This is a genomic window from Priestia aryabhattai (assembly GCF_023715685.1).
Classification (GTDB): domain Bacteria; phylum Bacillota; class Bacilli; order Bacillales; family Bacillaceae_H; genus Priestia; species Priestia aryabhattai_B.
In genome coordinates, this window is record NZ_JAMBOQ010000005.1 from 302,134 (window position 1) to 315,675 (window position 13,542).

Sequence of the window (13,542 nt, forward strand, 5' to 3'; positions counted from 1 at the left end):
TTCTGTCATGCGCAGAGAGGCTTTTTTAATGGGGAAAATTGTTTTACGGCTTTTTCATTCTATAGGGCAACCTAATATAATTAAGTTTTTACTAAAGAAGGTGAAGAAATATGATTACATTAACAGACGTTACAAAAATTTATCAGGCCAAAAGCGGTCAAGTAACAGCTGTTGATAATGTGAATCTAACCGTTAACCAAGGTGAAATTTACGGAATTATTGGTTATAGCGGAGCGGGGAAAAGCTCTTTAATTCGCTTGCTAAACGGATTAGAAACACCAACAACAGGAACGGTCGAAGTAGCAGGTAATGATATTGGAAAAATTAAAGGCGGAAAACTCAGAAAAGCTAGACAAGAAATCAGTATGGTATTTCAGCACTTTAATATCTTGTGGTCGCGTACGGTACGAGAAAATATTGCCTTTCCGTTAGAAATAGCAGGGATTTCAAAAGAGAAAAGACTGAAACGAGTAGATGAGCTCATCAAGCTAGTTGGACTTGAGGGTCGTGAAAATGCTTATCCATCACAGCTTAGCGGTGGACAAAAACAGCGTGTTGGTATTGCTCGAGCGCTAGCGAATAATCCAAAAGTATTGCTGTGTGATGAAGCAACATCAGCGCTTGATCCACAAACGACAGATTCCATTTTAGATCTGTTAGTAGATATTAATGAGAAGCTAGGGTTAACAATTGTATTGATTACACATGAAATGCACGTCATTCGTAAAATTTGTCATCGAGTAGCTGTTATGGAAAATGGCGCAGTGGTAGAAGAAGGACAAGTGCTAGAAGTATTCAGAAAACCTAAGCAGCCGATTACAAAACGATTTGTTCAACAGATTTCTGAACCAGAAGAAACGTTTGAAACGATTGAACAAGTACAAGAGTTATATCCAAGCGGTCAAATTATTCAGCTGACATTTGTTGGCGGAAAAGCAGAGCAACCGCTAATTACAGCGATTTTAAAACAGTTTGACGTAACGATTAATATTTTGCAAGGAAAGATTTCTCATACACAAACAGGTTCATATGGAACGTTGTTTGTTCATTTAGACGGGGAATTAACAGAAGTTGAAAAAGTCATTGCATACATTAATGAGCAGCAGGTAGAAGTGGAGGTAATGACAAATGCTTGAGAAACTATTTCCAAACGTTATTTTAGATGATTTTATTCAAGCGACAAATGAAACACTATATATGACGGCTATTTCAGTTGTAGCAACATTTGTTCTAGGTATTTTATTGGGCTTGCTTTTATTTTTAACGTCCAAAGGACAGCTTTGGCAAAACAAACCTTTATATGCCATTGTGTCAGCAGTGGTAAATATCTTTCGTTCCATTCCATTCATTATTTTAATTGTTTTACTGATTCCATTTACCAAAGCGTTGGTAGGAAGTATTTTAGGTGCTAATGCAGCGTTACCTGCTTTAATTGTTGGAGCAGCACCATTTTATGCGCGTCTTGTAGAAATTGGTCTGCGCGAAATTGATAAAGGTGTTATTGAAGCTGCTAAATCAATGGGAGCAACAACAAGCACCATTATCTTTAAAGTGCTGCTACCTGAATCGCTGCCAGCTTTAATTTCTGGTTTGACGGTAACAACTATTGCATTAGTTGGCTATACGGCAATGGCGGGTGTGATTGGAGCTGGAGGTCTTGGGAACCTTGCATATTTAGAAGGATTCCAGCGCAGTCATAATGACGTAACGCTAGCTGCTACGATCTTAATTTTGATTATTGTATTTATTATCCAACTTATCGGAGATGCGATTACTGCAAAAATTGATAAAAGATAAAGGGAGGATTATTTATTATGAAAAAATGGCTTTCGGCTTTAGCATTAACATCCGCATTAGTAGTAGGATTAGCTGCGTGTGGATCTAACAATGGATCAAAAGATGAAAAGAAAATTGTCGTGGGTGCATCTAATACGCCTCATGCTGAAATTTTAGAACAAGCAAAACCAATTTTGGAAAAACAAGGAATTGACTTAGAAATTAAAAAGTTCCAAGATTACATCTTACCAAACACAGCTCTTGCAAACAATGAAATTGATGCAAACTACTTCCAGCACGTTCCTTATATGAATTCAGTGCTAAAAGATCACAAGGGTGAAAAAGGTTATGATTTCGTAAGTGCCGGTGCCATTCACATCGAACCAATCGGTATCTACTCTAAAAAATACAAAAGCTTAAAAGACCTTCCGAAAAACGGCACGGTTATTATGCGTGATGCAGTAGCAGAGCAAGGGCGTATTTTATCAATCTTTGAAAAAGCCGGCGTGATTAAATTAAAGCCAGGCGTGAAGAAAATCGATGCCCAAATTAAAGATATCGTAGAAAACCCTAAAAATTTAAAGTTTAAAGCCGATGTTGAAGGCGGATTGTTACCTCAAATGTACAAAAACAATGAAGGTGACGCTGTTGTTATCAATGCCAACTATGCTATCGATGCGGGTTTAGATCCAGTAAAAGATCCAATCGCAGTGGAAAGCAAAGAAAATAACCCATATGCAAACATCATTACGGTTCACAAAGGTGACGAAAACAAAGATACAGTGAAAGCTTTAGTGAAAGTTCTTCACTCTAAAGAAATTCAAGACTACATTAAAGAAAAATACAAAGGCGGAGTCCTGCCTGTAAATAAATAATAGAAGAAAAGCGCTTGCCCACTGTGGGTAAGTGCTTTTTTTGTATGCGGGAAAACGAATAACTCTTATTTTTCTCACGTATACTAACCGTGAAAACTTTACTGATGATGGGAGCTGACGTTATGCAGCAAGAAGCACGTCATTCAACTGAGCAAGCACTTCATGATTATAAAATGGGTGTTGGGAAATTTAGCGAAAAATTGCCGGAAGTAACAAAAACGTTTAATGCGTTTACTGAAGCATGTTTTGGAGAAGGTTCTCTTTCTAAAAAAGAAAAGCAGTTAATTGCGCTAGGAATCAGCGTAGTAGCTCAAGACGAGTACTGTATGATCTATCATACAAAAGGCTGCATTGATCAAGGTGCAACTGAGCAAGAAATTTTAGAAGCATGCGGAGTGTCAGCAGCATTTGGCGGAGGCGCAGCGATGAGTCAGTCCGTTACGCTTGTCCAAGAGTGCATTTCTGAACTGACTAGCCACACGCACTAAGTAAATAAAGCGGGTGAAAAAAGCTTGTCTTAGAAGGCTCCACAGGGTCTTTTAAGGCAACTTTTTTATGATTGGATTTAGTCTTAAAAAACGTACATAATGGTTTAAAACCTTTTGGGTCAAAAGGTTGCTATAAATTTTCATTTGTTATAAGATTGTAATGAGAATAAAATGAGAATAATTAAAAAGATATAGGTATATCGTTTTTTACTATATACGTCTATAACTGGAGGTTTTAATATGGCAGGGTCAACTTTAACAATTAAAGATCTTCATGTTGCAATTGAAGGTAAAGAAATTTTAAAAGGTGTTAATTTAGAAGTTAAGGGCGGCGAAATCCATGCAATCATGGGACCAAACGGTACTGGTAAATCAACATTATCTTCAGCAATCATGGGACATCCTAAATACGAGGTTACACAAGGAAGCATCACGCTAGACGGCGAAGATGTACTTGAGATGGAAGTAGATGAGCGCGCTCGTGCAGGTCTATTCCTAGCGATGCAATACCCAAGTGAAATCAGCGGTGTAACAAATGCAGACTTCTTACGTTCAGCAATTAATGCTCGTCGTGAAGAAGGCGAAGAAATTTCACTAATGAAATTCATCCGTCAATTAGATAAAAACATGGATTTCTTAGAAATGGATCAAGACATGGCACAGCGTTACCTAAACGAAGGTTTCTCTGGCGGTGAGAAGAAGCGTAACGAAATTCTTCAATTAATGATGCTTCAACCAGGAATTGCAATTTTAGATGAAATTGACTCTGGTTTAGATATTGATGCGTTAAAAGTTGTATCAAAAGGCATTAATGAACTGCGCGGCAGCGAGTTCGGTTGCTTAATGATTACTCACTACCAACGTTTATTAAACTATATTACACCAGATAAAGTTCACGTTATGATGCAAGGTCGCGTTGTAAAATCAGGCGGACCAGAATTAGCACAGCGTCTAGAGGCAGAAGGTTATGACTGGATCAAACAAGAATTAGGTATTGAAGACGAAACTGTAGAGCAAGAAGCTTAAGAGTTAGGAGGATCTCTATGACTATTGATACGAAATTACCATTTGATCAAGAGTACATCAGTAGCTTTTCAAAAGAAGCTAATGAACCAAGTTGGCTGCTAGATCTTCGCTTACAAGCTCTTGCGAAAGCAGAAGATCTTGCACTTCCAAAGCCAGATAAAACAAAGATTTCGAAATGGAACTTTACTGCTTTTGACAAGCACGTTTCACAGGCAAGCACAATCTCATCTGTAGACGAGCTTCCAGAAGTGGTTAAAGCATTGATTGATACAGAAGCTGTTAAAAATTTATATGTTCAGCGTGACCAAACAGCTGCATATTCAACGTTAACAGAAGAGCTAAAGTCTCAAGGCGTTATCTTTACAGATATTCAAACAGCTGCTAAAGAGCATAGCGACCTTGTTGAGAAGTACTTCATGAAAGACGGAGTTAAAGTAGATGAGCACCGTTTAACTGCATTGAACGCAGCGTTATTAAACGGCGGTGTATTCGTGTACGTTCCTAAAAATGTAGAAGTACAAGAGCCGCTTCAAGCTGTATTTGTCCGTGAAGATGAAGAAGCAGCTTTATTCAACCATGTCATTGTTGTAGCTGAAGATAACAGCTCAGTAACATATGTAGAAAACTACATTGCTACTGCTGAAGAGTCAAACGGTGTTGTCAATATTGTGACGGAAGTATTCGCTAACAGCAATGCAAAAGTAACGTTTGGGGCTGTTGACTACTTAGCTAAAGGCACAACTACTTATGTGAACCGCCGCGGCGTAGCGGGCAAAGATGGCCGCATTGAGTGGGCTTTAGGCTTAATGAGTGAAGGAAATACAGTTTCAGAAAATACAACGTATCTAATGGGCGACGGTTCATATGGAGATACAAAAACGGTAACAGTTGGGCGTGGAGAGCAGTCTCAAAACTTAACAACAAGTATTGTACACTTCGGAAAACATTCTGAAGGTTATATCTTAAAACACGGCGTTATGAAAGAAAGCGCATCTTCAATCTTTAATGGTATCGGTAAAATTGAACACGGGGCATCTAAATCAAACGCTGAGCAAGAATCTCGTGTTTTAATGTTAAGTGAAAAAGCACGTGGAGATGCAAACCCAATTCTTCTAATTGATGAAGACGATGTAACAGCAGGACACGCTGCATCTGTTGGACGCGTAGATCCAATTCAGCTTTACTACTTAATGAGCCGCGGTATTCCACAAACAGAAGCCGAACGTCTAGTTATTCACGGGTTCTTAGCACCAGTTGTAAACGAGTTGCCAATCGAAACGGTTAAAAAGCAATTAACGGATTTAATTGAAAGGAAAGTTCGATAATGAATATCTCTGATATTCGTAAACAATTTCCTATTTTAGACCAAGAGGTAAATGGCAGCCCACTCGTTTATTTAGACAGTGCAGCAACTTCACAAAAGCCGCTTGCTGTAATTGAAGCAATTGAGAAGTATTATAAAGAATATAACTCAAACGTACACCGAGGTGTTCACACGCTTGGTACAAGAGCAACAGACGGATACGAAGGCGCTCGTGAAAAGGTTCGTAAGTTTATTAATGCAAAATCAACGGAAGAGATTATCTTTACGCGCGGTACAACGACAGCTCTTAATACAGTAGCTGCAAGCTATGGCCGTGCTAATCTCAAACCTGGCGATGAAATTGTGATTACTTATATGGAACATCACAGCAACATCATTCCTTGGCAGCAAGTTGCCAAGGAAACAGGTGCAACGTTAAAATATATTTCATTAACAGAAGATCATGCACTTTCACTAGAAGAGGTAAAAAGCACGATTACATCCAACACAAAAATTGTATCGATTATGCAAGTATCTAACGTATTGGGCACAATTAACCCAGTAAAAGAGATTGCAGAAATTGCACACGCCAACGGTGCAGTAATGGTTGTGGATGGTGCGCAAAGTACGCCTCATATGAAGGTGGATGTACAAGATTTAGATTGTGATTTCTTTGCTTTCTCTGGACATAAAATGGGCGGACCGACTGGAATCGGCGCTCTTTATGGAAAGAAAGAGCTTCTTGAAAAAATGGAACCAATCGAGTTTGGCGGCGAAATGATTGACTTCGTAAACCTATACGAATCAACATGGAAAGAGCTTCCTTGGAAATTTGAAGGAGGTACGCCAATCATTGCAGGTGCAATTGGTTTAGGTGCAGCGATTGATTTCTTAGAAGAAGTTGGTTTAGATAATATTCAAGCACATGAGCACAAGTTAGCGCAATATGCACTGGATCGCTTATCGCAAGTAGATGGAATTACGATCTACGGACCAAAAGAGCGAGCGGGTGTTGTGACGTTTAATATTGAAGATGTTCATCCGCACGACGTTGCAACAGTAGTAGATGCTGATGGAATTGCGATTCGTGCAGGTCATCACTGTGCGCAGCCGCTGATGAAATATTTAAACGTATCTTCTACTGCACGTGCAAGCTTCTATCTGTATAACACAGAAGAAGAAGTAGATAAATTGGTGTCATCATTAATAAAAACGAAGGAGTATTTTACAAATGGCTTTTAATAATTTAGATACTCTCTATCGTCAAGTAATTATGGACCATTATAAAAACCCGCGTAATCGTGGAACTTTGAATGAAGATACTGTGAACATTCATATGAATAACCCGACGTGCGGAGACCGCATTGAACTTTCTTTAAAAGTAGAGGACGGCAAAGTGGTGGATGCAAAGTTCGAAGGTGAAGGATGTTCAATTTCAATGTCATCAGCTTCAATGATGACACAAGCAATTAAAGGTCAAGAAGTAGACAAAGCGTTTAAAATGGCCCATATCTTCTCTGACATGATGCAAGGTAAAGAGTATGATGATAGTATAGATTTAGGAGATATTGAAGCACTTCAAGGTGTGGCAAAATTTCCTGCTCGTATTAAATGTGCAACACTAGCGTGGAAAGCGATGGAAAAAGGTCTTAACGAACAAAAATAAGACCTTCATTCATTCCCAATCCTATCAAGTAGGGGGTAATAAAAGATGGCTAAAAAAATGCCAGAGATCGGCGATTATAAATATGGATTTTCCGATAAAGACGTATCAATTTTCCGCTCTAAACGCGGTTTAACAAAAGAAATCGTAGAAGAAATTTCTCGTATGAAAGAGGAACCACAATGGATGCTTGACTTCCGTTTGAAGTCTTTAGAGCACTTCTACAACATGCCAATGCCACAGTGGGGCGGAGACATGGCGAGCTTAGACTTTGATGAAATTACGTACTACGTAAAACCATCTGAGAAGTCTGAACGCTCTTGGGATGAAGTTCCTGAAGAAATTAAACAAACGTTTGATAAACTTGGTATTCCTGAAGCAGAGCAAAAATATCTTGCGGGTGTATCAGCTCAGTACGAATCTGAAGTTGTTTATCACAACATGAAAGAAGATCTTGAAGCACAAGGTATTGTATTTAAAGATACAGATACGGCGCTAAAAGAAAACGAAGATATTTTCCGCGAGCATTTTGGAAAAGTTATCCCGCCAACGGATAACAAATTCTCTGCTCTTAACTCGGCGGTTTGGTCTGGTGGATCATTCATTTACGTACCAAAAGGCGTAAAAGTAGATACGCCATTACAAGCTTATTTCCGTATTAACTCTGAAAATATGGGACAGTTTGAGCGTACGTTAATTATTGCTGATGAAGGCTCACACGTTCACTATGTAGAGGGCTGTACAGCACCTGTTTATACAACAAACTCTCTTCACAGTGCCGTTGTAGAAATCATTATCAAAAAAGACGCGTATTGCCGCTATACAACAATTCAAAACTGGGCGAACAACGTATACAACCTTGTAACAAAACGCGCAGTTTGTGAAGCAAACGCAACAATGGAATGGATTGATGGAAACATCGGTTCTAAGTTAACAATGAAATATCCAGCTGTTATCTTAAAAGGCGAAGGTGCACGTGGTATGACATTATCCATTGCCCTTGCTGGTAAAGGACAGCACCAAGATGCTGGTGCAAAAATGATTCATTTAGCACCAAACACATCTTCAACAATCGTATCAAAATCAATTTCAAAACAAGGCGGTAAAGTAACATACCGCGGTATCGTACACTTCGGCCGTAAAGCAGAAGGCGCACGTGCGAACATTGAGTGTGATACGCTAATTATGGATAATCAATCAACTTCTGATACAATTCCGTACAATGAGATTTTAAATGATAACATCTCACTTGAGCATGAAGCGAAAGTATCGAAAGTATCTGAAGAACAATTATTCTACCTAATGAGCCGCGGTATTTCTGAAGAAGAAGCAACAGAAATGATTGTAATGGGCTTTATTGAGCCATTTACAAAAGAGCTTCCAATGGAATATGCAGTAGAAATGAACCGTCTAATCAAATTTGAAATGGAAGGTTCAATCGGTTAATAATAGATAAAAACTCGTTTGCTGTTTATGCAAACGAGTTTTTTTGTATAGTTTGTATTAAAATAAAGAAAAGCGATGCTAAGAAAATAGAGGAGGAATGGCATGATTTATATTGGAGTCACAGGCTGGGGAGATCATGATTCATTATATGAAGCGGGTGTTTCATCAAGAGACAAGCTTGCCGTATACGCAGGCCATTTTCCAATTGTTGAAGTCGATTCATCTTTTTACGCAATTCAACCCAAATCAAATGTAGAAAAGTGGGTGAATGATACACCCGAATCTTTTCGTTTTGTGGTAAAAGCCTATCAAGGCATGACAGGGCATATGAGAGAAGGAAATCCGTTTGATAGCAAGGAAGAAATGTTTAATGCATTTTTAGATTCAGTGAAGCCGTACGTAACCTCGAATAAGCTGGCTATGATTTTATTTCAAATGCCACCTTGGTTTGACTGTACCAAAGAAAACGTAGCATATTTGAGATATAGCCGTGAGAAGTTTGGAGATTTGCCAGTAGCTCTTGAGTTTCGAAATCAAACTTGGTTTAAGCCATTTTTCTATGATAAAACGCTAACGTTTATGGAACAAGAGAAGTGGATTCATGGTATTTGTGATGAACCGCAGGCAGGAGAAGGATCTATTCCAATTGTGATTCATGCTACAGATAAACAGAAAACACTCATACGTTTTCATGGACGAAACGTGCACGGCTGGAACAAGCCTGCAGAAGGCAATTGGCGAGCGGTAAGGTTTTTGTATCGTTACAATGAAAAAGAGCTCCTAGAGTGGAAAAAACGCCTTGAAAAGCTGCAAAAGCAAACGAAGGACATTTACCTGTTATTTAATAATAACTCCGGCGGAGATGCTGTACATAATGCCAAACAGCTCATGAGTATATTAAATATTGAATATGAGAATTTAGCTCCTAAACAATTAGATTTTTTTAACGAATTTTAGCACTGAGTCCTATAAAAGTTTATATAAATAAGGAAGAAGGAATATAAACGTCAAATAGGTAGAAAAGTATATGTAAAACCTCACTTTTTTCTTTAAATATCATAAATTGATTAAAGAAAGGAGTGAGTTACTATGATTACCTTAGCGCCTATCGTAATTGAAGGTCATACGTTTAATGCAGTTACCGTATTGCTGCCAAAAACAACTCTGTTAACAATCTCATCAGATAAAGGGTACATTATGTGCGGAGCACTAGACGTAGGTCTATTAAATGATAAATTAGCTGATCGTCAAATAATAGCAGGAAGAGCCGTAGGAGTACGTACAATTGAGCAGCTTCTTGAAGCACCGCTTGAATCTGTAACGCTTGAAGCTGAAAAAAGAGGGATTTTTAAAGGAACAATTGGTAAAGATGCGTTATTAAAAATGCTTTAATATAGTGGAGAATTTAAGATAAAACTTTTTAAAAGAAGCGTGAACCTCCTTATACATGCATACATATAGCTTGTAAGGAGGGATTTTTTTTGGTTAAACTTCGTCGGAAATTAACAAGAAAAGGCCCGCTTCCTTTTCGCTACGTTCTGTTGCTCACCTTTCTTTTTTTTATGCTTTCCACGGGTGTAGGATTATGGCTAATTAATAGAGGGATTGAACCGACGTTAATGAAATATGCTGAAGCACAAACAAAAGAGATTGCAACTTTAGTTATTAATAAAGCGGTGAATAAACAGGTACTTGATCAATTAGACGTAGATGTCATTAAAGTGGAATCTACACCTAACGGTCAAGTAGCCAAAATCGATACAGCGCTTGTAAATCGGGTTAGAGCTCAGACTACGTCATTTGTCCAGGCTAACTTGAAAGAAGCAGAGAAAGGGAATTTAGATGCACTTGAACTTCCAACAGATATTCGTATTGAAAAAAGTGCAAAGTTGCGTAATCAAGGAATTGTATACCAAGTTCCGCTTGGGCAAGCTACTAATAATGCGCTGCTTGGAAATTTAGGTCCGTTGATTCCGGTTAAGTTTCATGCTATTGGTGACGTTCAAACAGACGTAGTGCGGAAAATCGAGGAGTATGGAATAAATAATGCGTTTCTTGAAGTATCTATCAAAGTAAAAGTAAACATGCAAATCATTATCCCGTTTGCAACTAGAAAAACAACCGTTACGGCTACAATTCCGGTAGGAGGGACCGTTATCCCTGGAAATGTTCCTGACTATTTTAACGGTGGAAACTCGTCTTCTCCGGCCATTGAACTTCCGAAGAAAAATTAACAATATTATATTAACGTGATAAAGTATTATTGTAAAAGCAGGTGCGGAAGTTCAAAAAGACTTTCATACCTGCTTTTATTCATTGGATGATTTATCTGAATTTTCTATAATACGAATCGGATCATGGTGGAAAATATGTTTAGGAGTAGTTACACCACTTGTACTTGGGTATATGATGTTTGATAACTTCCGAAAAAATATTTCGGAAAATTACGAACAGTATGCAACGGCTTTTGTAGGTCCTTTTGGTTGGGGTGTGGCAGCTCTGGCTGTTATTTTAGGGATTACTTTCTCTTTTGCACGATGGAAAGATGGGACGATCCGTTTGTCAGTTAAAGAGAAAGGGATTTCTAAATAATGGATGGAAGTTCAATTACAATGATGGTTGTAGGGATGGTCATCATATGGGGCGGCTTGGCCGCGAGTATTGCTCATGCTGTGAAAAAAGCAAAAGAAAGTAAAGCATCAGGATAAAAAACAAGAAGCATTTGCTTCCTGTTTTTTATTTTTTCTTTAGCTCTAAACGATCATTTCTTTCCCACGTTCTTAACTGAGGATATGGGTCAAACGACCACTCATTTCTGCCGTTATCTTTATACATTCCATAATGCAAGTGAGGAGGGAATTTCCCAGAAGTTCCAGGAGGTCCATAACCGGAACTTCCTACTCCGCCAATGAGTGTTCCTGGTTCTACAATTTGTCCTACTTTTAAATTTTTTGCAAATCCGCTTAAATGAGCTAAATAGTGATAGTTATTATGAAGGTCCCGAATACCGATTCGCCAGCCTCCATATTTATTCCATCCTTTAAGTTCAATAATGCCATAGCAAGGGGATTTTACTGGAACTCCATAATCTGCAAAAATGTCTGTTCCTTCATGAATTCGTTTTCCACCCCAGCCGCGCGCATCTCCCCATGTACTGCGATAACTGTAGTTCGCACGGAGAGGCACAGGAAATGAAGAACCTTTTAAATCAATACGACCGTAATGGCGAAAAATTTTAGCATTCCCTAAAATAATATCAACCGCTTTAGCCCGGTGATAATAGTTCCAAAGCGCAATTTTAATATAGTCTTCGGACACCCCGAACGTCCGAATATAATCTGCCATTGTAAAAAGCATATCTTCATCATTAAATTGGTCTGCTTTTTTGTCTCCGTTCCCATCTTTGCCCATTCCCCCGAGGAGAGAAATAGTAAGTGGGTTTGTATCTTCCAAATTTGGATTTAAAGAACCTGACCATTTTTCTGGAGGATAATAAATGGCGATCGCACCTTTTTCTCTTGGAATATCTTTATGAGAGCGTCGAATATTTCTTTCATACTGGTCAATCCCAGCAAAGTAATACCAAGGAATCGTAGTAGCGGCTTCCATTTGTTTATACAGCTCTAATCTCTTTTGAATAAGCAGTTTTTCTTGATCCGCTGAAGATTCAGCTGTTACGTGGTGCCATCCTGTGAATATAGACATGAACATAAAAAGTAAGATAATCGTTTTGCGCATCGTGTTTCCCCCTTTCTAAAAATAGTGTGTAACACTAGTTTGCAGCGAGAAAAAAGATTTCATAAATATTAATTAATGGAAATTGCTTCAAAACTTTTTTAAAGAATTTTATTCAGAAGATAAATGGAAATTATATGGAGGATGAAAACGCACACATTGGCATGGAAAATAGAAGAAAACTGAGGGAAATAAAGAGCAGACAACTTGTCGAATCTCACTTTTTTATGATAAAGTGACATATAGTTATGTTTTTAATATGTAGTTAAAATTAAGCATATAGGTTATAGACATTTTCTAGATTGGTGGAGTTGATAATATGGCAACAAAAGAAGAGCATGTCCGCAAACCCGAGTGGTTGAAGATTAAGCTAAACACAAACGAAAATTACACAGGCTTAAAGAAAATGATGCGTGAGAAAAACCTTCATACAGTTTGTGAAGAAGCAAGATGTCCGAATATTCATGAGTGTTGGGCTGTTCGTCGTACGGCAACTTTTATGATTTTAGGAGAAGTATGTACACGTGCCTGTCGTTTTTGCGCGGTTAAGACAGGTTTACCAACAGAATTAGATTTAGAAGAGCCAGAACGCGTAGCGGATTCTGTTCAGCTAATGAACTTAAAACATGCGGTTATTACAGTAGTAGCTCGCGATGATTTGAAAGACGGAGGAGCAAGCGTATTAGCTGAAACAATTCGTGCGATTCGTCGTAAAAATCCATTCACAACAATTGAAGTATTGCCTTCTGATATGGGCGGTGTGGAAGAGAACTTACGTATTGTAATGGACGCACGTCCTGATATTTTAAATCATAATATTGAAACAGTACGTAGCCTTACGCCTCGTGTTCGTGCTCGTGCTAAATATGAGCGTTCTCTTGAGTTCCTTCGCCGTGCAAAAGAAATGCAGCCGGATATCCCTACAAAATCAAGTATCATGCTTGGTCTAGGAGAAACAAAAGAAGAAATTATTGAAACGATGGATGATTTGCGTGCGAACAATGTAGATATTATGACGCTAGGCCAATATCTACAGCCAACTAAAAAGCACATAAAAGTTCAAAAATATTACCATCCAAATGAGTTTGAAGAGCTAAAAGAAATTGCATTATCAAAAGGATTCAGCCATGTTGAAGCAGGTCCTCTTGTACGTTCTTCTTACCATGCAGATGAGCAAGTTAACGCTGCTGCAAAAAACAAAGCACAAGAAAGCAAATAAGGTAAAAAAGG

Annotated in this window: 16 protein-coding genes; 15 read left to right on the forward strand and 1 reads right to left on the reverse strand. The window is 38.4% G+C overall.

From position 1 onward, the window contains the following. Positions 1 to 110 precede the first annotated feature (110 nt). The 14 genes from M3225_RS22500 to M3225_RS22565 all read left to right on the forward strand — a co-directional run bounded on the left by M3225_RS22500 (position 111) and on the right by M3225_RS22565 (position 11,285). Positions 111 to 1,136 (forward strand): methionine ABC transporter ATP-binding protein, encoded by a 1,026-nt coding sequence (locus tag M3225_RS22500; RefSeq protein WP_251397477.1) that lies wholly within the window; start codon positions 111 to 113, stop codon positions 1,134 to 1,136. Continuing rightward, positions 1,129 to 1,797: a methionine ABC transporter permease gene (locus M3225_RS22505; protein WP_016765829.1), complete on the forward strand. Its 669-nt coding sequence runs from the start codon at positions 1,129 to 1,131 to the stop codon at positions 1,795 to 1,797. Before M3225_RS22500 ends, M3225_RS22505 begins: the two co-directional genes overlap by 8 nt. Before the next feature lie 17 nt (positions 1,798 to 1,814). Further along, positions 1,815 to 2,651, forward strand: a complete 837-nt coding sequence (locus tag M3225_RS22510; protein WP_013059649.1) for a MetQ/NlpA family ABC transporter substrate-binding protein — start codon at positions 1,815 to 1,817, stop codon at positions 2,649 to 2,651. A gap of 122 nt (positions 2,652 to 2,773) precedes the next feature. Then, a complete protein-coding gene (locus M3225_RS22515) occupies positions 2,774 to 3,139 on the forward strand; it encodes a carboxymuconolactone decarboxylase family protein (RefSeq protein WP_013059648.1) in 366 nt (121 codons plus the stop codon). A gap of 240 nt (positions 3,140 to 3,379) precedes the next feature. Beyond that, positions 3,380 to 4,165, forward strand: coding sequence for a Fe-S cluster assembly ATPase SufC (sufC, locus tag M3225_RS22520; RefSeq protein WP_013059647.1), 786 nt, complete (start codon positions 3,380 to 3,382; stop codon positions 4,163 to 4,165). Positions 4,166 to 4,182: 17 nt separating this feature from the next. Then, the gene (gene sufD, locus M3225_RS22525; RefSeq protein ID WP_251397481.1) at positions 4,183 to 5,490 is read left to right on the forward strand and encodes a Fe-S cluster assembly protein SufD; all 1,308 of its coding nucleotides are present in this window, start codon (positions 4,183 to 4,185) and stop codon (positions 5,488 to 5,490) included. Continuing rightward, on the forward strand, positions 5,490 to 6,710 hold the full coding sequence (locus M3225_RS22530; RefSeq protein ID WP_013059645.1) for a cysteine desulfurase: 1,221 nt from the start codon (positions 5,490 to 5,492) through the stop codon (positions 6,708 to 6,710). The genes sufD and M3225_RS22530 overlap by 1 nt, the downstream gene beginning before the upstream one ends. Beyond that, complete coding sequence (gene sufU, locus M3225_RS22535; RefSeq protein WP_013085338.1) at positions 6,700 to 7,134, forward strand: Fe-S cluster assembly sulfur transfer protein SufU; 435 nt, start codon at positions 6,700 to 6,702, stop codon at positions 7,132 to 7,134. Before M3225_RS22530 ends, sufU begins: the two co-directional genes overlap by 11 nt. Positions 7,135 to 7,179: 45 nt before the next feature. Next, positions 7,180 to 8,577: a Fe-S cluster assembly protein SufB gene (gene sufB / locus M3225_RS22540; RefSeq protein ID WP_013059643.1), complete on the forward strand. Its 1,398-nt coding sequence runs from the start codon at positions 7,180 to 7,182 to the stop codon at positions 8,575 to 8,577. Between the two features lie 102 nt (positions 8,578 to 8,679). Next, a complete protein-coding gene (locus M3225_RS22545) occupies positions 8,680 to 9,534 on the forward strand; it encodes a DUF72 domain-containing protein (RefSeq protein ID WP_251397484.1) in 855 nt (284 codons plus the stop codon). Positions 9,535 to 9,666: 132 nt separating this feature from the next. Next, complete coding sequence (locus M3225_RS22550; protein WP_013059641.1) at positions 9,667 to 9,969, forward strand: YunC family protein; 303 nt, start codon at positions 9,667 to 9,669, stop codon at positions 9,967 to 9,969. 89 nt (positions 9,970 to 10,058) lie between these two features. After that, the gene (yunB, locus tag M3225_RS22555; RefSeq protein WP_251397486.1) at positions 10,059 to 10,811 is read left to right on the forward strand and encodes a sporulation protein YunB; all 753 of its coding nucleotides are present in this window, start codon (positions 10,059 to 10,061) and stop codon (positions 10,809 to 10,811) included. Positions 10,812 to 10,893: 82 nt separating this feature from the next. After that, positions 10,894 to 11,169: a hypothetical protein gene (locus M3225_RS22560; RefSeq protein ID WP_251397488.1), complete on the forward strand. Its 276-nt coding sequence runs from the start codon at positions 10,894 to 10,896 to the stop codon at positions 11,167 to 11,169. After that, positions 11,169 to 11,285, forward strand: coding sequence for a methionine/alanine import family NSS transporter small subunit (locus M3225_RS22565; protein ID WP_016765823.1), 117 nt, complete (start codon positions 11,169 to 11,171; stop codon positions 11,283 to 11,285). Before M3225_RS22560 ends, M3225_RS22565 begins: the two co-directional genes overlap by 1 nt. Before the next feature lie 28 nt (positions 11,286 to 11,313). On the opposite strand, the gene M3225_RS22570 is transcribed toward M3225_RS22565, so the two are convergent. Next, positions 11,314 to 12,315 carry a M23 family metallopeptidase gene (locus tag M3225_RS22570; protein WP_285885912.1) on the reverse strand — a complete coding sequence of 334 codons (1,002 nt, stop codon included), beginning with the start codon at positions 12,313 to 12,315 and terminating at the stop codon, positions 11,314 to 11,316. 316 nt (positions 12,316 to 12,631) lie between these two features. Between M3225_RS22570 and lipA the strand changes: the two genes are divergently transcribed. Continuing rightward, positions 12,632 to 13,531, forward strand: a complete 900-nt coding sequence (lipA, locus tag M3225_RS22575; protein WP_013059637.1) for a lipoyl synthase — start codon at positions 12,632 to 12,634, stop codon at positions 13,529 to 13,531. The last annotated feature ends 11 nt before the right edge of the window (positions 13,532 to 13,542 follow it).